Source organism: Streptomyces sp. NPDC051172, from assembly GCF_040682555.1.
GTDB lineage: Bacteria > Actinomycetota > Actinomycetes > Streptomycetales > Streptomycetaceae > Streptomyces.
The window spans coordinates 24,795-43,018 of the sequence record NZ_JBFBBE010000056.1 but is presented as its reverse complement, the minus strand read 5'-3'; the positions used below and the strand labels follow the sequence as shown (position 1 = coordinate 43,018).

Sequence of the window (18,224 nt, the reverse complement as noted above, 5' to 3'; positions counted from 1 at the left end):
GATCCCGTACGACCGGTACTGTCCCGAGGTTTCCGAGTGCGTCTTCGTGCGCGGTTTTGGGGGTTGTTTGCCTTGTGGGGCGGTGGATGGGGGTCGTACCTGTGAGGTTCGTGTCCATCAGTCGCCGTCGGCGGAACCGAGCACCAGCGAGATCTTCTTCTCCTTGCCGTCGCGCCGCACGGTCAGCTCCAGGAGGTCGCCGGGGCGGTGCGCGCGGGTCTTGACGATCAGCTCCTCGCCGGAGTGCACACGCTCGCCGTCCACCGCGGTGATGATGTCGCCCGCCTTGATGCCGGCCTTGTCTCCCGGGCCGCCCTTGGTGACGGCGGGGCCGCCGCCGGAGGCCTTGGTGCCGACGCGGGCGCCGTCGCCGGTGTAGTCCAGGTCGAGGGTGACGCCGATGACGGGGTGGGTGGCCCTGCCGCTGTTGATGAGTTCCTCGGCGACCCGCTTGGCCTGGTTGACGGGGATGGCGAAGCCGAGGCCGATGGAACCGGCCTGGCCGCTCTCGTCGGTGGTGCTGTCGGCGGACCGGATGGCGGAGTTGATGCCGATGACGCGGGCCTTCGAGTCGAGGAGGGGCCCGCCGGAGTTGCCGGGGTTGATCGGCGCATCGGTCTGCAGCGCGTCGACGTACGACACATCGCTCCCGCCGGAGCTGTCGCCGCCGGCGGTGATGGGGCGTTCCTTGGCGCTGATGATGCCGGAGGTGACGGTGCCCTCCAGGTCGAAGGGGGCGCCGATGGCGACGACGGGGTCGCCGACCTGGACGTTGTCGGAATTGCCGAGGGCCATGGGCTTGAGGCCGTGCACATTGCTGACCTTGACGACGGCGAGGTCGTAGCCGCTGTCCCGGCCCACGACGGTTGCCTTGGCGGTGTCCCCGCTGTTGAAGGTCACGGATATCTCACCTGTGGCGCCCGCCGACCCGGCGGCCGGTTCGACGACGTGGTTGTTGGTGAGGATGTGCCCCTGGTCGTCGAGCACGAACCCGGTGCCCGTACCGGACTCGTCGGCGCCGGTCACATGCAGGGTCACCACGCTGGGCAGGGCCCGGGCGGCAATCCCGGCCACACTGTCCGGAGCCCGCCCGGCAGGCTCCTTCCCGGCCTGCGGCAGCTCCACGCCCCCCACGCCTCCGTTGCGTTCGAGGTACGCCCCGATCCCTCCACCGACCCCACCGGACACAAGGGCCAGCACCACAGCACCTCCCACCAGCCCCCTCCGCACCCGCCGCCGCTTGCCCTCCCCCTCGACAGCGGCCCCGGTCTGCTGGAGGGGGGCGGGAGCCCATGGGTCGTAGTTCTGCCAGGGGGTGGAGAGGAGTGCCGGGGCGCCGGCGGCCGGTGGTCCGGAGGGCTGCGTCGAGGCGGGCGCGCCGTGGGGGTCTGCAGCGGCGGGTGACGGCAGTTGGGAGGAGCCGGCGGGAAGCTGGGTGGGGTCGGGAGCGCTGGGGGGCTCGGGGGCTGTCAGGGGCACGGCAGCGGCAGGGGACGGCGGATGGGGGGATGTGCCGGGAGGCTGCGTGCGGTCGGGCAAGCTGTCCGGCTCGGGCGCCGGCGGTATGGGGGTCTGTATGGCGTGGGGCGGGGTCGGTGTCGGTATCGCCGTGGCCTGCGCGGGTCTGGCCGCCGGGTGCTGTACCGGCGGTGCGGGGGCCCACGGGCCGGGCTCGCCGTACGGCGGGGTGCTGTAGGGATCAGGGTCGTGCAGCGGTCGAGATCGCTCGGCGGCGGGCGGGGCGGAGGCGGTGACCGCAGCCGAGGCCTCGTCCGCGAAGGGGGCAGCCGCCTCAGCGGGCGGGTCCAGCTCGAAGTCGCCTCCGGTGCCGTTCCCCTCCGAGCCCGGTCCCTCGACGGCCGGGCCGCCCTCGGCACCGGCCCCGCCCGTGTCCTGCGGAGCCCTCAACTCGAAATCGCCGTCGGGACGCCCCGGCTCGGCCTCTCCGCCCGCGGAAACTGCGCCCTCGCCGTCGGCAACGGCCGCGCGCTCAGCGGAAAACCCTTCCGGCCGGCCCAGCTCGAAGTCACCGTCGGGGACGACCGCACGGTCACCGCCGGCGCCCTCCGGCCGACCCGGCTCCTCGGCAGCCGCGGAGGCGGCTGTCCCGCTGCGATGCCCGGCCGGCGGCTCCAACTCGAAGTCACCGTCGGCACCGTCCTGTGCCAGGGCCGCCCTGCCGTCCACGGGTCGCGGCCCCGCAGCCACGGGCCCGATCAGACCGGCCGAGGCGTCGGCGACCGCTGTCGAGCCCTCTGCCGCCGTTGGATCCGGAACCGCATCCACAGCACCGGCCGAACCGGCCGAGGCGTCGACGTCTCCCGTCGAGCCCGCAGCCGCAACCGCCGGCGAATCCGGAGCCGCACCCCCGGACATCGGCGAACCGGCAGCGCTGCCCGCAGCATCCGCGACCGCCGTCGAACCCAGTGCCGCCTCGGCAGCCCCTGGCGACCCGGCCGCCCCTGGTGCGGGCCCCGTGCCCGTCGGAGGCCCGGCAGGGGTCTGCGGGCGTGGTCGGTTCCACCACTTCGGCTTCGTGGGCTTCCCCTCGTTCATGCTCTCCCCACAGCTGGCCACGACGCGGCACGCCTCGTCGGCGGTGACCTCAGTTGTCGACTCCGCGCGCGGCTGACTGCCGTGGACGCGGTCCACCACGGATTCAACCAGGTTCGCGGGCCGTCGCGCAGGGGCCGGTCAGCGGGAGGGGTGGGGGGAGGGGGGAGCGGAGGCCGTGTCGGGGAGGGGTGCGGCCAGCAGGCCGTGGGACGGGACCTCGGGGTCCGCGGACCACGAGGTGAGGGTGAGCAGCGGGGTCACGGTGAGCGGGCGTATCAGCGGGGACATCACTGCGGCACCCGCCATCACGGGGGTGGTCAGCGTGTGCAGGGTCTGCGCCGCGCCGGCAGGGCTCGGTACCCCCGGCAGCAGCGGTGCGGACACCTCGGTCGGGGCCACCGGGGCGTCACCGAGCGACTGCCGGCCCTGCGCGAGCAGCGGGCCGCCGCCACGACGCCGCTGGGTCTCGGGGGCCGTGGCGGCGCCCGTCCCCTGCGTACGCATCGGGGTCACATTGCTGCCCGCCCCCGTGCCGCGCGCATCCGTGGTGTCGACCGGGGTGCCCGTCGTGACGCCGCCCAACGCGACCGCGGCGAGCGACACCGCACCGGCGGCGACGAACGCGAACCGCATCCCGCGCGAGGCCGACCGCTCGGCCTCGTGCCGGCGGACGTCGTGTATACGGAAGCCGCGGTCCGCCGCGGACGGCGGGAGCATCGGGGCGTGCGAGGAAGAGGAGGGGACGTAGTCGAAGTCGAAGCGCTCACCCCGCTTCAGGCCGAAGACCCCGGTGACGCCCGGTCTTCCGGAGGCCGTGCCGAGGAGTCCTGCCCCGCCGAACGGCGAGCCACCGCCGTCCGGATCGCCTCCCCCCGGAAGGCCCTGCAGCCGGGCCAGGAAACTCTCGGAGGGCGGCGGCGGAGCCGCCTCCGCGAACACGTTCTTCAACTGCCGCTGCGCATCGGCCTCCGCCTTGCACTTGGCACAGGTGGCCAGGTGGGCCAGGACCCGCTCGCGCGACTCATGACCGAGCTCTCCGTCCACCAGGGCGGAGAGTCGGTCTCCCAGATGCTGCTCGGCCAGACACCTCTCGGCGGGGCTGGGTCGTGTTCCACTCACGCGGTCGCGCCCCCTCCCCCCAGTGCGGGTACACGAGGTACGAAGGAGCGGCGCTCGGAGGCCCGGGCCTCCGGCGAACGGTGCGCGAGAGCCTTGCGCAGCTGCGAGCGGCCGCGGTGGATCCGGGAGCGGACCGTGCCGAGCTTGACGCCGAGGGTCGCGGCGATCTCCTCGTACGACAGTCCTTCGATGTCGCACAGGACGACCGCGGCGCGGAACTCGGGCGCGAGGGTGTCGAGGGCCTGCTGGACGTCCGCGTCGAAGTGGGCGTCGTTGAAGACCTGCTGGGGTGACGGCTCGCGGCTCGGCAGCCGCTCGGCCGCGTCGTCGCCCAGGGCGTCGAAGCGGATGCGCTGCTTGCGGCGGACCATGTCCAGGAAGAGGTTGGTGGTGATCCGGTGCAGCCAGCCCTCGAAAGTGCCCGGCGTGTAGGTCGACAGGGACCGGAAGACGCGGACGAAGACCTCCTGGGTGAGGTCCTCGGCGTCGTGCTGGTTGCCCGTCAGGCGGTAGGCAAGTCGGTAGACGCGGCCACTGTGGGTGCTGACGATCTCCTCCCAGGTGGGCGGAGTCCACGCCTGCCCGTCCGCGTCGGTGGAGAAAGTCGCGGTCTGGGCCTGGTCAGCGGCGTGGCTGGGGTCAGCAGCGGTGTCGTTCACGGATTTCGGCCTGCCTGCCGATCCGAGAAAGCGCCGCAGCACTCCTCCCCGATCCACAGGTGCAGCCGCACCTCCCCTGTCGGCTCTGGTGGTGTCCAGTGGAGCCCCTACCATAGCCACCTCGCCCGTTAGCTCCGGATAAGCGGTTTTACGAGAATTTGATCTGGGCTGATACCGCTCGGACCCCTGCTGCTGCAGTTGCTCGGGCCGCTGCCCCTCATCGTGATCCAACCGTGTCCCCCCGTGCCGTCTCCTACCCCTCTAAACGCCCGGTCCCATCTGCGGGTTCCCGGGCCCAACGGATACAGTCACGCCCAGGCAACCACGGGGACAGGAGAGGGTCATTACCGGCAACCGGCAGACGAGCTGGGCGTTCGCCGACGCCTACGTCGCCGAGGACGAAGTGCTGCGCTGGGCCCGCGACCGGGCCCGTGAGGCGGGCCTGCGCTCGGTGTCGCCCGGCACGGGCTCCGCGCTGCGGTTGCTGGCGGCTTCGGTGGACGCGAAGGCGGTGGCGGAGATCGGCACCGGCACCGGCGTCTCCGGCATCCATCTGCTGCACGGCATGCGCCCGGACGGGGTGCTGACCACGGTGGACCCCGAGCCCGAACACCAGCAGTTCGCCCGCCAGGCCTTCCGCGCCTCCGGTTTCGCCAGCAACCGCGCCCGGTTCATCCCGGGCCGCGCCCTGGACGTCCTGCCCCGGCTCGCGGACGCCGGCTACGACCTCGTCTTCTGCGACGGCGACCGCCTGGAATTCCTCGACTATCTCGCTGAATCGTTGCGCCTGCTGCGCCCCGGTGGCCTGGTCGTCTTCGAGGGCGTTTTCGCCAACGGCCGCACGGTGGACTCGGGCCCGCAGCCCACCGAGGTGCTGCGCCTGCGGGAGCTGCTGCGCGCGGTGCGCGAGAGCCAGGAGCTGGTGCCGTCACTGCTGCCGGTGGGCGACGGACTGCTGTGCGCGGTCAAGCGGTGAGCGGTCGCGGTCGAGCGGTGAGGGGCCGGGGAGTGAGCGGGGAAGGGCCGGGAAACAGCAACCCCGGCATCGCTTGGATGCCGGGGCAGCTGAAAGGGTATGGTCGCTTCCGCGTCAGCCGACGACCTTCTTGAGGGCGTCGCCGAGCGCGTCGGCCTCGTCAGGGGTCAGCTCGACGACGAGCCGACCGCCGCCTTCGAGCGGAACGCGCATGACGATGCCCCGCCCCTCCTTGGTCACCTCGAGCGGGCCATCGCCCGTCCGCGGCTTCATGGCCGCCATGCTCGTTCCCCTTCCTGAAACCAGCTCATCGTCAAAGCCGACGGCCCTGGCAGGGCACGCCTGTCCAGCGTGGGACACGCGACACCGGCATCGAACACATTGCTTCCAAGCCATTATCCCGCATCTCAGGACCCGATGACCAACATCAGTCGGCATCGCTTGGGCAACGCGCGCGAGCAAAACCACTCAATTCGGCGATGTGACTGCGATACTGCGCGGCCGCACGGAGTTCCGCCGACCGGGAACCGTCCAGGATTCTTTGACGCAGGTCACACGTCCGCTCCGGTCTCCCGGCGATGATCTCCGCCATGCTGTCCTACGGACAGGGGCGTACCGGCCGGTACGCCTGAACCGCGACAGCCGAGGGGACACACCATGGCCGACACCGTGCTCTACGAGGTGAGCGACGGACTCGCGACGATCACGCTGAACCGCCCCGAGGCGATGAACGCGCTGAACATCGCGACGAAGGTCGCCCTGCGGGAGGCGGTTCGCTCCGCGGCCGAGGACGACGCCGTACGGGCGGTGCTGCTGACCGCCGCCGGGGAGCGGGCGTTCTGTGTGGGGCAGGACCTCAAGGAGCACATCGGACTGCTGGCGCAGGACCGGGAGACGAGGTCCGGGCAGACGATGAGCACGGTGAAGGAGCACTACAACCCGGTGGTGCGGGCGATCGCCGGGATGCCGAAGCCGGTGGTGGCCGGGGTGAACGGAGTGGCCGCCGGGGCCGGCTTCGGTCTCGCCCTCGCCGCGGACTACCGCGTCGTCGCCGACACCGCTGCCTTCAACACGTCGTTCGCGGGGGTCGCGCTGACCGCCGACTCCGGCATGTCCTGGACCCTGCCGCGGGTCGTGGGGCCGGGTCGCGCCGCCGACCTGCTGCTCTTCCCGCGGAGCATCACGGCGCAGGAGGCGTACGAGCTGGGGATCGCGGGCCGGCTGGTGCCGGCCGGGGAGCTGCACTCCGAGGCGGAGAAGGTGGCGCGGGCGCTTGCCGAGGGGCCGACGGTGGCATATGCGGCGATCAAGGAGGCGGTGGCCTACGGGTTCTCGCACACCTTGTCCGAGACCTTGGACAAGGAGGACGAGCTGCAGTCGCGGGCCGGGTCGTCCGAGGACCATGTGATTGCGGTGCAGGCGTTTGTGAACAAGGAGAAGCCGAAGTACTTGGGCCGGTGAGCTCGGGGCTCGAGCACCCCCGGGGACTGCGGGTTCATCGGTGTTGATCGCGCCCCGCGGCGGAGCCGCATATCGATACAGCCCCGCGCCCCTTAGGGGGCGCTCCTCGCGACGCAGGTTTCCAAGTGGTCGTCCACCAGCCCGCACGCCTGCATCAATGCGTACGCCGTCGTCGGGCCGACGAAGCGCAGGCCCCGCTTCTTCAAGGCCTTGGAAAGGGCGGTCGACTCGGGGGTGACCGCGGGGATGTCACCCAGAGTCTTCGGCGCCGGGCCCGGCGCCGGTGCGTAGGACCAGATGAAGGTGTCCAGCTCACCCGGCTCCCACTCCGCCAGCACACGCGCGTTGGCCAGCGTTGCGTCGATCTTGGCTCGGTTTCGGATGATGCCGGGGTCGGTGAGGAGGCGGGCGCGGTCTGTTTCCGTGAAGGCGGCGACCTTGGCGATGCGGAAGTCGGCGAAGGCGGCGCGGAAGCCGGGGCGGCGGCGCAGGATCGTGATCCAGGACAGGCCCGACTGGAAGGCCTCGAGGCTGAGGCGCTCGTAGAGGGCGTCGTCGCCGTGGACCGGGCGGCCCCACTCCTCGTCGTGGTACGCCACGTAGTCCTCGGTGGACAGGGCCCAGGGGCAGCGCAGGGCGCCGTCCGGGCCGGCGATGGCGGTGCCGTCGCTCACTGCTGCTCCCCCTGCCCGTGCATCGGCTTGTCCATGGGGACGTGGTGCGCGGCGGCCTGGGCGCCCGCCAGTGCGGACTCCAGGTCGGCGATACGGGCGTCGCGCTCGGCGAGTTCGGCGCCGAGGCGGTTGAGGGCGTCGTCGACGTCCGACATGCGGTAGCCGCGGGCGGCGAGCGGGAAGCGGAGGCCGTCGACGTCGTCGCGGCCCACGGGCCGGTCCAGCGGCAGCGGGTCATGCAGCCGCTCGGGGGCGACCTCGGGCAACGGGCCCTCGCCCTCTGAGCCGCCCACCACGGCCAGTGTCACGGCGGCGACCACGACGGCGAGAGCGACGACCAGGAACAAGAACATAACCATCGCTGTGGTCCCCACGCTCGATGTTCGGAAGCTGGATGAAGCTGAAGATGAAGCCGGATGTGTCAGGGTCCGATCGTGCCATGCGAGTCTGACAGTTAGGGTCGCAGGCGGCCGAGGAACCGGTCCCACCCAGGTCGTACTACGAGAGGTCACAGCGGATGCTCAGGCTGGGCAGGCGCGCGTTCGAGGCGCACGAGCCGGTGATCATGGCGATCGTGAACCGGACCCCGGACTCCTTCTACGACCAGGGAGCGACCTTCCGGGACGAGCCCGCTCTCGCGCGCGTGGAGCAGGCGGTGTCGGAGGGTGCTGCCATCATCGACATCGGCGGGGTGAAGGCCGGGCCGGGCGACGAGGTGTCGGCCGAGGAGGAGGCGCGGCGGACGGTGGGCTTCGTCGCGGAGGTCCGGCGGCGCTTCCCGGACGTGGTCATCAGCGTGGACACCTGGCGGGCCGAGGTCGGCGAGGCCGTGTGCGAGGCCGGCGCGGATCTGCTGAACGACGCGTGGGGCGGCGTCGACCCCGGGCTGGCGGAGGTCGCGGCGCGGTACGGGGTCGGGCTGGTGTGCACGCACGCGGGGGGCGCCGAGCCGCGTACTCGTCCGCATCGGGTGACGTATGACGATGTCGTGGCCGACATCCTGCGGGTGACGCTGGGTCTTGCCGAGCGGGCGGTGGCGCTGGGGGTGCCCCGGGAGTCCGTGCTGATCGATCCCGGGCACGACTTCGGGAAGAACACCCGGCACAGCCTGGAGGCGACGCGACGGCTCGGCGAGATGGTCGACACGGGGTGGCCCGTCCTGGTCTCCCTGTCCAACAAGGACTTCGTGGGCGAGACCCTGGACAAGCCGCTGAAGGAGCGGGTGGTGGGGACGCTCGCCACCACGGCCGTGTCGGCGTGGCTGGGCGCGCAGGTCTACCGGGTGCACGAGGTCGCCGAGACCCGTCAGGTCCTGGACATGGTTGCGTCCATCGCGGGGCATCGGCCACCGGCCGTGGCGCGGCGGGGGCTGGCGTAGGCCCGCGGCGGAGCCGCTGACGGATGCAGCCTCGCCCCCGCCAGTGGTCAGCGGGCCGCCTCCTTCGACACCAACGCCACCGCCTCGTCCACGTCGTCCGTGACGTGGAAGAGGAGGAGGTCCTTCTCCGACGCCTTGCCCTGGGCGATCAGGGTGTTCTTGAGCCAGTCGACCAGGCCGCCCCAGTACTCGCTCCCGAACAGCACGATCGGGAAGCGGGTCACCTTCTGCGTCTGCACCAGGGTCAGGGCCTCGAAGAGCTCGTCCAGGGTGCCCAGGCCGCCGGGCAGGACCACGAAGCCCTGCGCGTACTTCACGAACATCATCTTGCGGACGAAGAAATAGCGGAAGTTCAGGCCGATGTCGACGTAGGCGTTCAGACCCTGTTCGAAGGGCAGCTCGATGCCGAGGCCGACCGAGATGCCCTTCGCCTCGCAGGCGCCCTTGTTGGCCGCCTCCATGGCGCCCGGGCCGCCGCCGGTGATCACCGCCCAGCCCGCCTCCACCAGGCCGCGGCCGAGCCGGACGCCCGACTCGTACTCCGGGGAGTCGACGGGTGTGCGCGCCGAGCCGAACACGCTGATCGCGGGCGGGAGTTCGGCGAGGGTGCCGAAGCCCTCGATGAACTCCGACTGGATGCGCAGCACCCGCCAGGGGTCCGTGTGGACCCAGTCGGTGGGAGCGCGCTCGTCCAGCAGCCGCTGGTCCGTCGTGCTCACCGTCACCTGGCCGCGCCTTCGGAGGACCGGTCCGAGCCGCTGCTCATCCGGCGGCACCTTCTTGCCCTCGGGGTTCCCGGTAGCCATGTGCGCTCCCTCCGCTTGCAGGTGTCTCCACCTCAGAGTAGATCTACGCGGGTTACGGACGGGGGACGTGAGCATGTCCGCCGTGAAGCGGCGTACGGGCTAGGCCGTCAGCCAGGCCCGCAGCCGCTGCTCACCCGCCAGGATCTTCGCGGTTTCGACCCGCTCGTCCCGCTTGTGCGCCAAGTGCGGGTTGCCGGGGCCGTAGTTGACCGCGGGGATGCCGAGGGAGGAGAAACGCGAGACGTCCGTCCAGCCGTACTTCGGCTGCGGGGTGCCGCCGACCGCCTCGATGAAGGCCGCCGCGGCCGGGTGCGAGAGGCCGGGCAGCGCCGCGCCGCTGTGGTCGTCCACCACGAACTCCGCCACCCCGCAGTCCGCGAAGACCTCCCTGACGTGGGCGATCGCCTCCTCCTCCGTGCGGTCGGGCGCATAGCGGAAGTTGACGGTCACGACGCATTCGTCGGGGATGACATTGCCGGCCACGCCGCCCGAGATGCCCACCGCGTTCAGCCCCTCCCGGTACTCCAGGCCGTCGATCACCGGGTAGCGGGGCTCGTACGAGGCCAGGCGGGCCAGGATCGGCGCGGCCGCGTGGATGGCGTTGGAGCCCATCCAGCTGCGCGCCGAGTGGGCCCGCTCACCCGTGGTCCTCAGCAGGACCCTGAGGGTGCCCTGGCAGCCGCCCTCGACCTCGCCGTCGGACGGCTCCAGCAGCACCGCGAAGTCGCCCTCCAGCCACTCGGGGTGCGCCTCGGCGACGTGCCTGAGGCCGTTGAGGTCCGCCGCCACCTCTTCGTTGTCGTAGAAGACGAAGGTCAGGTCGCGGTTGGGGGCCGGAACCGTGGCCGCGATGCGCAGCTGCACGGCCACGCCCGACTTCATGTCGCAGGTGCCGCAGCCCCACAGGACGCCGTCCGCGTCCAGCCGGGACGGGACGTTGCCGGCGATCGGCACGGTGTCGATGTGGCCGGCCAGGATCACCCGCTCCGGCCGGCCCAGGTCCGTCCGCGCGACGACGTTGTTGCCGTACCGCTCGACCCTCAGGTGCGGCAGGGCGCGCAGGGCGGACTCGATCGCGTCGGCGAGGGGCTTCTCGGTGCCGCTCTCGGACGGGAAGTCGACGAGCTGCGCGGTGAGCTCGGCGGCGTCCAGGGTGAGGTCAAGTGGGGTGTCGGCCATGCAGTCGACCCTAACCCGCCGGGGCTCCGGCCCACTGGCCACATCCGTCACGTGGGCCACAGAGCCCTCCGCTACCTTGTACGACGTGCCAGAGCCGTCATCCACCCTCAAACGCCGTGGCCGCTTCTTCCGTATCGGGGCGGCCTTCGTGATCCTGCTCGCCGTCGCGGGCTATCTCGCGGTGCAGTACGTCACCGGGGGCAGAGGCGGATCGGGCTGCAGAGTGGTCTCGGGCGAGGCCGGCGGCAAGGCGTACGACTTCACGCCGGAGCAGGCGGTGAACGCGGCGACGATCGCAGCGGTGGGCACCGGGCGCGGCATGCCCGAGCGGGCGGTGACCATCGCGATCGCGACCGCGCTGCAGGAGTCGCAGCTGCGCAACATCGAGCACGGCGACCGGGACTCGCTCGGCCTGTTCCAGCAGCGGCCCTCGCAGGGCTGGGGCACCAGGAAGCAGATCCTGGACCCGACGTACGCGGCGGGCATGTTCTACCGGCACCTGGCCAAGGTGCCCGACTACGCGAATCTCCCCCTCACGGTCGCCGCGCAGCGTGTGCAGCGCAGCGGCTATCCCGAGGCGTACGCCAAGCACGAGCCGGACGCCACCCTGCTCTCCGCCGCCCTCACCGGGAACTCACCGGCCACGCTGACCTGCGCCGGCCTCCCGGCCACCACCCAGGCGGCGGGTCCGGACGCGGTGCGGGCCGCTCTCGTACGGGACTTCGGGCGCGAGGCGCTGCAGCCGGCCGCCGCGGAAGTGGACGCCGTCTCGACACCGGCACCTTCGCCGGCCGGCAACTCGGGGACGAGCGCCCGCACCGTCACGCTCCCCGTCGCGGCCGGCAAGAGCCCCGCCAAGGGCCGCAGCGTCCGCCAGCGCGGCTGGCAGCTCGCCCACTGGGCCGTGGCCAACTCCTCCGCCCTGCACATCGAGCGGGTCTCCTACGGCGGGCGGGAGTGGACCGCCGGGAACGCCGACAACCCGTGGCACACGGCCGCCGCGGACGGCGTCGGCGGGGCGAGAAAGACCGCCGACGCGGTCCGAATCGTCACTGCGCAGTAGTACGGTCCTTCACTCGCACGGGTTATGCCAGGCATGCTTGATCCACGGTGTGGGCAGGTTTTCGCACCGTCACCCCTGCATCCGTCAAAGCCCTTGCCGACAAAGGGCTGTAAGGATTCGGCAGACTTTCCGGCCCGACGCTTTTTGCCCGTTTTTATCCGCAGCCGATAATGCGACGCATTGCCAACTCTTTACGTTGGGACGCCGCAACCTTCGGGGCCTTCGAGCGGTAGTCACATCGTCCGAGCCCGGACGATCAACATCCATCGAAGGAGCATCATGTCCCTCCCCCTGACCCGTCGGATCGCCCGTGCCGCGCTGCTCGTCGCAGCGGGAGCGGCTGCCGGGGTCGGTGCGGCCGGCTCCGCCAGCGCGGCCCCCGAACTGCCCGCTGCCCCGAACGTCGGCGGCCTGACCGCTCTGGACGGGGCGAGCGTCGGCAACACCGTCGACGGTGCGGCGCAGAACGTGACCGGGCTTGCGGGCGACGCCGGCAGCAACGCGGTCAAGAAGGCCGTCCCGAACGCGGGCAAGACCGGTGGCAGCGTGGCGAAGAAGGCGGCTCCGGCCGCGCAGCGTGCGGCGGGTGCCGCGGCGGGCTCCGTCGGGGAGATCGTCGGCGTCACCACGCAGACGGCGGCCGAGAACGGCGGCGCCCTGCCGGCGGGCTCGCTCAAGGGCGGCCTGCCGAGCACCGGCAACCTGCCGGTGAAGGGCCTGCCGATCGGCGGCTGAGCCACCGGTGGCACGGAGGGGGTCCGGGACATGTCCCGGACCCCCTCGTCACATCCACGGCGGCTACAGCCGCTCCACGGCCGCCCGCACCCGCTCGTCCGTCGCGGTCAGCGCCACGCGTACGAACTTCTCGCCCGCCGTGCCGTAGAAGTCGCCCGGCGCGACCAGGATGCCGAGCTCGGCCAGGTGGGCCACCGTGTCCCAGCAGGACTCGTCCCGCGTCGCCCACAGGTAGAGGCTGGCCTCGCTGTGCTCGATGCGGAAGCCGTGGCCGAGGAGCGCCGCGCGCAGGGCCGTGCGCCGGGCCGCGTACCGCTCGCGCTGCTCCTGGACATGGGCGTCGTCGCCCAGGGCCGCCACCACGGCCGCCTGCGTGGGCGCCGACGTCATCATGCCGCCGTGCTTGCGGATCTCGAGGAGCGGGCCGAGGACGGCCGGGTCACCCGCCAGGAAGGCCGCGCGGTAGCCCGCCAGGTTGGAGCGCTTGGAGAGGGAGTGGACGGACACGATGCCCTCGTACGAGCCGCCGTTCACGTCGGGGTGCAGAACCGAGACCGGGTCCGCCTCCCAGCCCAGCTCCAGGTAGCACTCGTCGGAGAAGAGCAGGATCCCGTGCTCGCGCGCCCATGCGACGATCCGCGTCAGCTCCTCCTTGCCCAGCACCCTGCCGGTCGGGTTCGACGGCGAGTTGAGCCAGAGCAGCTTCAGGTTCGTCGGATCGAGGTCCGCGGGGTCGTCGTAGACCTCGTGGTCGGCGCGGGCCAGGCGGGCGCCGACCTCGTACGTCGGGTACGCGAGGCGCGGGTACGCCACCTTGTCACCGGGGCCGAGGCCGAGCTGGGTGGGGAGCCAGGCGACGAGTTCCTTGGAGCCGACGATCGGCAGGACGTGCTTGTGCGTGACCTCGCGGGCGCCGAGGCGGCGCTCGACCCAGCCGGTGATCGCGTCGCGCAGGGCCGGGGTGCCCCAGACCGTCGGATAGCCCGGGGAGTCCGCCGCGTCGATGAGGGCCTTCTGGACCAGCTCGGGGACCGGGTCGACCGGGGTGCCGACGGAGAGGTCGACGATGCCGTCAGGGTGCGCGGCGGCCGTTTTCTTGTACGGCTCCAGCTTGTCCCAGGGGAAGGTGGGCAGGCGGTCGGAGACTGCGGACACGGGATCTGGCTCACTTTCTGGTACGGCAGACGGCCCAAGGGCCCTGGTACGGCAAACGCCTCGGCCCCGTACGGCGATCACCAGGGCGATCCGGCCGTACGGGACCGAGGCGGCACGGTCTGCGGGCCGCTTACGTGACTACTCGGCCTGCGGCGGCAGCGCGGCGATGAAGGGGTGGTCCCGCTCGATCAGACCCAGCTTGCTGGCGCCGCCGGGGGAGCCGAGCTCGTCGAAGAACTCGACGTTCGCCTTGTAGTAGTCCTTCCACTCCTCCGGAGTGTCGTCCTCGTAGAAGATCGCCTCGACCGGGCAGACCGGCTCACAGGCACCACAGTCGACGCATTCGTCCGGGTGGATGTACAAGGACCGCTGGCCCTCGTAGATGCAGTCGACCGGGCACTCCTCGATGCACGCCTTGTCCTTGACGTCGACACAAGGCTGCGCGATGACGTAGGTCACGCTGTCGTTCCTCCTCGATAGGGCGCTGGCGGGCCTCCGTAGGCTCCGCCGCCTGGCGCGCGGGAGCGCGGCGTCGTCGATGCCCGCCCCTAGTATCTCCGTTCTTGGGCATGATCCGAACAGGAGGGGTGAACTGACCTGTGGAAATCTCGGCCGGCGGACGTCTCGAGGTTCGTATCACCGCTGCTGACGTGGGGAAACGGGTCTCCGTACGACGCTTGATCGAACCTGCTCGCCCGGAAGAGAAGTTCACCGACACGGTGGGTGTTCTCACATCATGGGACGACGGTGTGCTGCTGATCACACGCAAGAGCGGCGAGAGCGTCCGGATTCCGGAATCTGCCCTGGTCGCGGGGAAAGTCGTGCCTTCGGCCCCGGCCCGCCGACGGGGTCCCGCCGCCTCGTACGAGGAACTCGCGCACGTCGCCTCGCGCGCATGGCGGCCGGTGGAGAGCGAGCGGCTCGGCGGGTGGGAGCTGCGGGCCGCTGCCGGATTCACCCGACGCGCCAATTCGGTGCTGCCGCTCGGCGACCCGGGCATGCCGCTCGACGAGGCGCTCGACGTCGTACGGCGCTGGTACGGCGACCGCGGGCTGCCCGCCTACCTCCAGACCGCGACCGGCGCCGAGGGCACGCAGGAGCTGCTGTGTGCGGAGCTGGAGCGGCGCGGGTGGGTGCGTGAGGTGACCGCCGAGCTGTGGATCGGGGCGCTGGCGCCGGTCGCGGACCGGGCGGAGGCCTCCGGGGTCGTGCTGTCCCGGGAGGCGGACGAGGCGTGGCTTGCGCGGTACCAGCGCAAGGGGGTGAGCGAGGTGGCGCTGAAGGTGCTGGGATGGGGGTCCCCCCGCTCGAGCGAAGCCGAGAGTGGGGGAGGTCCTTCGGTGTGGTTCGCGACGGTTCCCGGCTCGTCCGGGGATGCGGCGCCCGCGGCGATCGGTCGATGTGTCGTGGACGGGCGGTGGGCCTCTTTCGCGGCCGTCGAGGTGGATCCGCAGCTGCGGCGGCGCGGTCTGGCCACCACCGTCATGGCCGCGCTGGCCCGGCGGGCGCTCGACGAGGGCGCCTCGGCCGCCTGGCTGCAGGTCGAGGAGGACAACGCGGGGGCGCGGGCGCTGTACGCCGGGATGGGCTTCGCCGCGCACCACGCGTACCACCACTACCGGGAACCGGCGGCTCCCGGCAGCGGCCGGTAGTACCGATCACCGGGAGAGGGCACGAGGCTGCTATGCGTCCCCCATACCCCCCACCACCCGAGCGGTCCGCCGAACTACGGCGGCGGTTCGCCGAGGAGGCGCGGTCCGAGCGGCCCGATCTGTCGACGCTGTGCCTGCTGGTGGGCGCGGAGGCGGACGGGGCGCTGGACGAGGCGGGCCTGGACGCCGCCCAGATGGAGCTGGACCGGCTGGCGGGGCGGGTGCCGTTCCGGCCGGGCGGTCCGACGGCGTGGGCGACGGCGCTGCACCACCTGCTGGGGCTGCAGGACGGCTTCCGCGGCTCCCCGGCCGACTATCAGCGCCTGGAGTCCTCGCTGCTGCACGAGGTGCTGCGGCGGCGGCGCGGGCTGCCGATCCTGCTGTCGGTGGTGTGGATGGAGGTCGCGCGGCGGGCGGGGGCGCCGGTGTACGGGGTCGCGCTGCCGGGGCACTTCGTGGTCGGGTTCGGGCCTCAGGAGCAGCAGGTGCTGGTGGATCCGTTCGACGGGGGGCGGGTGCTCGGTGTCGGCGACGCCGAGCTGTTGGTGGCCGGGGCCACGGGGGCTGCGCTGGATCCGTCGATGTTGTCGCCGGCGGATCCGCTGGACGTCGTTCTGCGGATCCTCAACAACATCCGGGCGTGGGCGGCCGCTCGGCCGGAGCGGTCGGATGTTTCGTTGTGGGCGGTGGAGTTGTCGCTGTTGTTGCCTTCGCATCCTGCGCGGTTGCGGTATGAGCGGGCGCAGTTGCTTGTGCAGCGGGGCGACTTCGTCGAGGGGGCGGTGGAGCTTGAGGCTTACGCCGGTGTGGTGGCTGCGGTGGATGAGTCGGCCGCGGAGCGTGTGCGGGGGCAGGCCCGGGCGGCCCGGGCGTTGCTCAACTGAGTTCGCCCAATCGCCTTAGGGGGCTCGGTCATTGTGCGGGTGCGAGTCCGTGGTGGCTGATCGCGCCCACGCGGCGGAGCCGCAGATCGATACAGCCCTGCGCCCCTAGAAGACAAAAGCCGTTACAGCCAGCCCTTTTCCCGTGCGATCCGGACGGCTTCGGCTCTGTTTCGTACCGCCAGTTTCTGGATTGCCGTCGAGAGATAGTTGCGGACCGTTCCCTGCGACAAATGCAGGGCCGCCGCCAGCTCCGCGTTCGTCGAACCGTCCGCCGCCGCTCGCAGGACCTCGCGCTCTCGGTCGGTCAGCGGGTTGGCGCCCTCTGCCAGGGCCGCTGCCGCCAAGGTGGGGTCAATCACCCGCTCCCCCGCCAGGACCTTGCGTACCGCCTCTGCCAGTTGGGCTGCGGGGGCGTCCTTGACCAGGAAGGCGTCGGCGCCCGCCTCCATGGCGCTGCGGAGGTAGCCGGGGCGGCCGAAGGTGGTGAGGACGACCAGCTTCACGGCGGGCAGGGCCTTGTGGACCTGGGCCGCCGCCTCGATGCCGGTGCAGCCCGGCATCTCGATGTCGAGGAGGGCCACGTCCACGGCGTGCTCGCGGACTGCCGCCAACACCTCGTCGCCGCGCGCCACTTGGGCCACGACCTCGATGTCGTCCTCCAGGCCGAGGAGGGCGGCCAGCGCCTCGCGGACCATCGACTGGTCCTCGGCGAGGAGCACCTTGATCGTAGAGCTCATGCCCCGGATCCTACGGCCGCCGGGGTGTCGGCGGGGACGCGGGCGACGATGCGGAAGCCGTGCTTGATGCGGCCTGCCTCCAGGGTGCCGCCGGCCTTCTCCAGGCGTTCCGTCAGGCCCGTCAGACCGTTGCCCGGGCCCTTGCCGGGGCCGCCCGAGCCGTTGTCCTCCACGGCGAGTTCGAGGACCGGACCGTCCAGGGTCTGGCGGTGCAGCACCTCCACCGTGCAGCGGGTGGCGCCGCTGTGCCGTACGACGTTGGTGACCGCCTCGCGCAGCGCCCAGGCAAGGGCGGACTCGCTCTCCACGGAGACGCCGGTGAGGTCCGGTCGGTCGGGGACCTCGGCCGTGACGCCCGCTGCCGTCAAGGCGACCTGGGTGCCCGCGAGTTCCTCGGACAGGCGCGGGCGGCGGTAGCCGGTCACCGCCTCGCGGACGTCCACCAGGGCCTGGCGGCTGACCTGTTCGATGTCGGCGACCTGCTGGGCCGCCTTCTCGGGGTGGTCGGGGAGCATACGGCCCGCCAGTTCGCTCTTCAGCGTGATCAGGGAGAGCGAGTGGCCGAGGAGGTCGTGCAGGTCGCGGGCCAGGCGCAGACGTTCCTCGTTGGCGGCCAGCTGGGCGACCGTCGCGCGGGCCTTGCGCAGCTCTATGGTCGTGCGCACCAGCTGCTTCACTCCCATCATCGCGAAGCCCAGGAGCAGCACCACCAGGACGAGGCTCCAGTCGTCCAGCCCGACGCGCAGGCCGACCAGGACCATCGCGAGGGTGTTCAGCGCGACCGCCCCGTACGCGACCCGCTGCGGCAGCGTGGCGCCGTAGGTGACGGAGACATACACGAAGAGGCCGATCCACGCGCTGCCGAGGGTGAGGCTCAGGACGACGGCGAGGATTCCGAGCAGGGCGACGAGACCGGCTACGGTCCGTCCGCCGAACGGCCGGCCCATGTTCCGGAACACCACCGTCAGATAGGCACCGGTGAAGGAGACCAGGGCCACCCAGCCCGCCGCGGTCGCGGCGGGCGTGTGGCGGCCGGAGGTCAGGTCCTGCACCGGCGACCCGAGAAAGATCAGCCAGGGCAGGATCCAGAGCAGTTTGCGCGTGGCCTCGCCCCGGTCGCGGGGCGGCTGGCCGACCCGGATCGCGTTCTCGGCCCGGAGTTCCGCGGGCAGCCCGTCGTCCGTCATCGT

General features: G+C 71.8%; 19 protein-coding genes. 7 read left to right on the top strand and 12 right to left on the bottom strand.

Features of this window, described 5'->3' with window-relative positions; all coding sequences use genetic code 11:
* Nucleotides 1-117: 117 nt before the first annotated feature.
* The 3 genes from AB0N07_RS29455 to sigE all read right to left on the bottom strand — a co-directional run bounded on the left by AB0N07_RS29455 (nucleotide 118) and on the right by sigE (nucleotide 4,376).
* The gene (locus AB0N07_RS29455; protein ID WP_365840152.1) at nucleotides 118-2,208 is read right to left on the bottom strand and encodes a trypsin-like peptidase domain-containing protein; all 2,091 of its coding nucleotides are present in this window, start codon (nucleotides 2,206-2,208) and stop codon (nucleotides 118-120) included.
* Nucleotides 2,209-2,694: 486 nt separating this feature from the next.
* Complete coding sequence (locus tag AB0N07_RS29450; RefSeq protein WP_365840150.1) at nucleotides 2,695-3,675, bottom strand: zf-HC2 domain-containing protein; 981 nt, start codon at nucleotides 3,673-3,675, stop codon at nucleotides 2,695-2,697.
* Entirely contained in the window at nucleotides 3,672-4,376 is a 705-nt protein-coding gene (gene sigE, locus AB0N07_RS29445; protein WP_123967301.1) for an RNA polymerase sigma factor SigE, read from the bottom strand. The genes AB0N07_RS29450 and sigE overlap by 4 nt, the downstream gene beginning before the upstream one ends.
* 301 nt (nucleotides 4,377-4,677) lie before the next feature.
* Here sigE and AB0N07_RS29440 point away from each other — a divergent pair, with 301 nt between their 5' ends.
* Nucleotides 4,678-5,310, top strand: coding sequence for an O-methyltransferase (locus AB0N07_RS29440; RefSeq protein ID WP_099931145.1), 633 nt, complete (start codon nucleotides 4,678-4,680; stop codon nucleotides 5,308-5,310).
* A 114-nt stretch (nucleotides 5,311-5,424) separates the two neighbouring features.
* Here the strand turns inward: AB0N07_RS29440 and AB0N07_RS29435 are convergent, their stop codons facing one another.
* A complete protein-coding gene (locus tag AB0N07_RS29435) occupies nucleotides 5,425-5,592 on the bottom strand; it encodes a DUF3117 domain-containing protein (protein ID WP_003966491.1) in 168 nt (55 codons plus the stop codon).
* A gap of 375 nt (nucleotides 5,593-5,967) precedes the next feature.
* On the opposite strand from AB0N07_RS29435, the gene AB0N07_RS29430 reads away from it, so the two are divergent.
* On the top strand, nucleotides 5,968-6,771 hold the full coding sequence (locus AB0N07_RS29430) for an enoyl-CoA hydratase-related protein (protein ID WP_365840148.1): 804 nt from the start codon (nucleotides 5,968-5,970) through the stop codon (nucleotides 6,769-6,771).
* A 92-nt stretch (nucleotides 6,772-6,863) separates the two neighbouring features.
* Here AB0N07_RS29430 and AB0N07_RS29425 read toward each other — a convergent pair whose 3' ends face one another.
* Both AB0N07_RS29425 and AB0N07_RS29420 read right to left on the bottom strand, forming a co-directional pair.
* Nucleotides 6,864-7,445 carry a DNA-3-methyladenine glycosylase I gene (locus AB0N07_RS29425; protein ID WP_365840146.1) on the bottom strand — a complete coding sequence of 194 codons (582 nt, stop codon included), beginning with the start codon at nucleotides 7,443-7,445 and terminating at the stop codon, nucleotides 6,864-6,866.
* Nucleotides 7,442-7,798, bottom strand: coding sequence for a DivIVA domain-containing protein (locus AB0N07_RS29420; protein WP_365840187.1), 357 nt, complete (start codon nucleotides 7,796-7,798; stop codon nucleotides 7,442-7,444). Before AB0N07_RS29420 ends, AB0N07_RS29425 begins: the two co-directional genes overlap by 4 nt.
* Nucleotides 7,799-7,962: 164 nt before the next feature.
* Between AB0N07_RS29420 and folP the strand changes: the two genes are divergently transcribed.
* Nucleotides 7,963-8,823 (top strand): dihydropteroate synthase, encoded by an 861-nt coding sequence (folP, locus tag AB0N07_RS29415; RefSeq protein WP_365840144.1) that lies wholly within the window; start codon nucleotides 7,963-7,965, stop codon nucleotides 8,821-8,823.
* Nucleotides 8,824-8,870: 47 nt separating this feature from the next.
* Here the strand turns inward: folP and AB0N07_RS29410 are convergent, their stop codons facing one another.
* Both AB0N07_RS29410 and dapE read right to left on the bottom strand, forming a co-directional pair.
* Complete coding sequence (locus tag AB0N07_RS29410) at nucleotides 8,871-9,629, bottom strand: TIGR00730 family Rossman fold protein (RefSeq protein WP_365840142.1); 759 nt, start codon at nucleotides 9,627-9,629, stop codon at nucleotides 8,871-8,873.
* A 99-nt stretch (nucleotides 9,630-9,728) separates the two neighbouring features.
* Nucleotides 9,729-10,808, bottom strand: coding sequence for a succinyl-diaminopimelate desuccinylase (gene dapE, locus AB0N07_RS29405; protein ID WP_365840140.1), 1,080 nt, complete (start codon nucleotides 10,806-10,808; stop codon nucleotides 9,729-9,731).
* An 85-nt stretch (nucleotides 10,809-10,893) separates the two neighbouring features.
* Between dapE and AB0N07_RS29400 the strand changes: the two genes are divergently transcribed.
* Nucleotides 10,894-11,871, top strand: a complete 978-nt coding sequence (locus AB0N07_RS29400; RefSeq protein WP_365840138.1) for a heavy metal transporter — start codon at nucleotides 10,894-10,896, stop codon at nucleotides 11,869-11,871.
* A 279-nt stretch (nucleotides 11,872-12,150) separates the two neighbouring features.
* A complete protein-coding gene (locus tag AB0N07_RS29395; RefSeq protein WP_365840136.1) occupies nucleotides 12,151-12,606 on the top strand; it encodes an ATP-binding protein in 456 nt (151 codons plus the stop codon).
* A gap of 63 nt (nucleotides 12,607-12,669) precedes the next feature.
* Here AB0N07_RS29395 and AB0N07_RS29390 read toward each other — a convergent pair whose 3' ends face one another.
* Nucleotides 12,670-13,761, bottom strand: coding sequence for a bifunctional succinyldiaminopimelate transaminase/glutamate-prephenate aminotransferase (locus tag AB0N07_RS29390; protein ID WP_365840134.1), 1,092 nt, complete (start codon nucleotides 13,759-13,761; stop codon nucleotides 12,670-12,672).
* 138 nt (nucleotides 13,762-13,899) lie between these two features.
* Nucleotides 13,900-14,220, bottom strand: a complete 321-nt coding sequence (gene fdxA / locus AB0N07_RS29385) for a ferredoxin (protein WP_030929316.1) — start codon at nucleotides 14,218-14,220, stop codon at nucleotides 13,900-13,902.
* A gap of 140 nt (nucleotides 14,221-14,360) precedes the next feature.
* Between fdxA and AB0N07_RS29380 the strand changes: the two genes are divergently transcribed.
* Nucleotides 14,361-15,413 carry a GNAT family N-acetyltransferase gene (locus AB0N07_RS29380; protein WP_365840131.1) on the top strand — a complete coding sequence of 351 codons (1,053 nt, stop codon included), beginning with the start codon at nucleotides 14,361-14,363 and terminating at the stop codon, nucleotides 15,411-15,413.
* Nucleotides 15,414-15,445: 32 nt separating this feature from the next.
* The gene (locus tag AB0N07_RS29375) at nucleotides 15,446-16,297 is read left to right on the top strand and encodes a transglutaminase-like domain-containing protein (RefSeq protein WP_365840129.1); all 852 of its coding nucleotides are present in this window, start codon (nucleotides 15,446-15,448) and stop codon (nucleotides 16,295-16,297) included.
* Nucleotides 16,298-16,419: 122 nt separating this feature from the next.
* Here AB0N07_RS29375 and AB0N07_RS29370 read toward each other — a convergent pair whose 3' ends face one another.
* Nucleotides 16,420-17,034: a response regulator transcription factor gene (locus tag AB0N07_RS29370; RefSeq protein ID WP_365840127.1), complete on the bottom strand. Its 615-nt coding sequence runs from the start codon at nucleotides 17,032-17,034 to the stop codon at nucleotides 16,420-16,422.
* Nucleotides 17,031-18,221: a histidine kinase gene (locus tag AB0N07_RS29365; protein ID WP_365840185.1), complete on the bottom strand. Its 1,191-nt coding sequence runs from the start codon at nucleotides 18,219-18,221 to the stop codon at nucleotides 17,031-17,033. The genes AB0N07_RS29370 and AB0N07_RS29365 overlap by 4 nt, the downstream gene beginning before the upstream one ends.
* Nucleotides 18,222-18,224 lie beyond the last annotated feature (3 nt).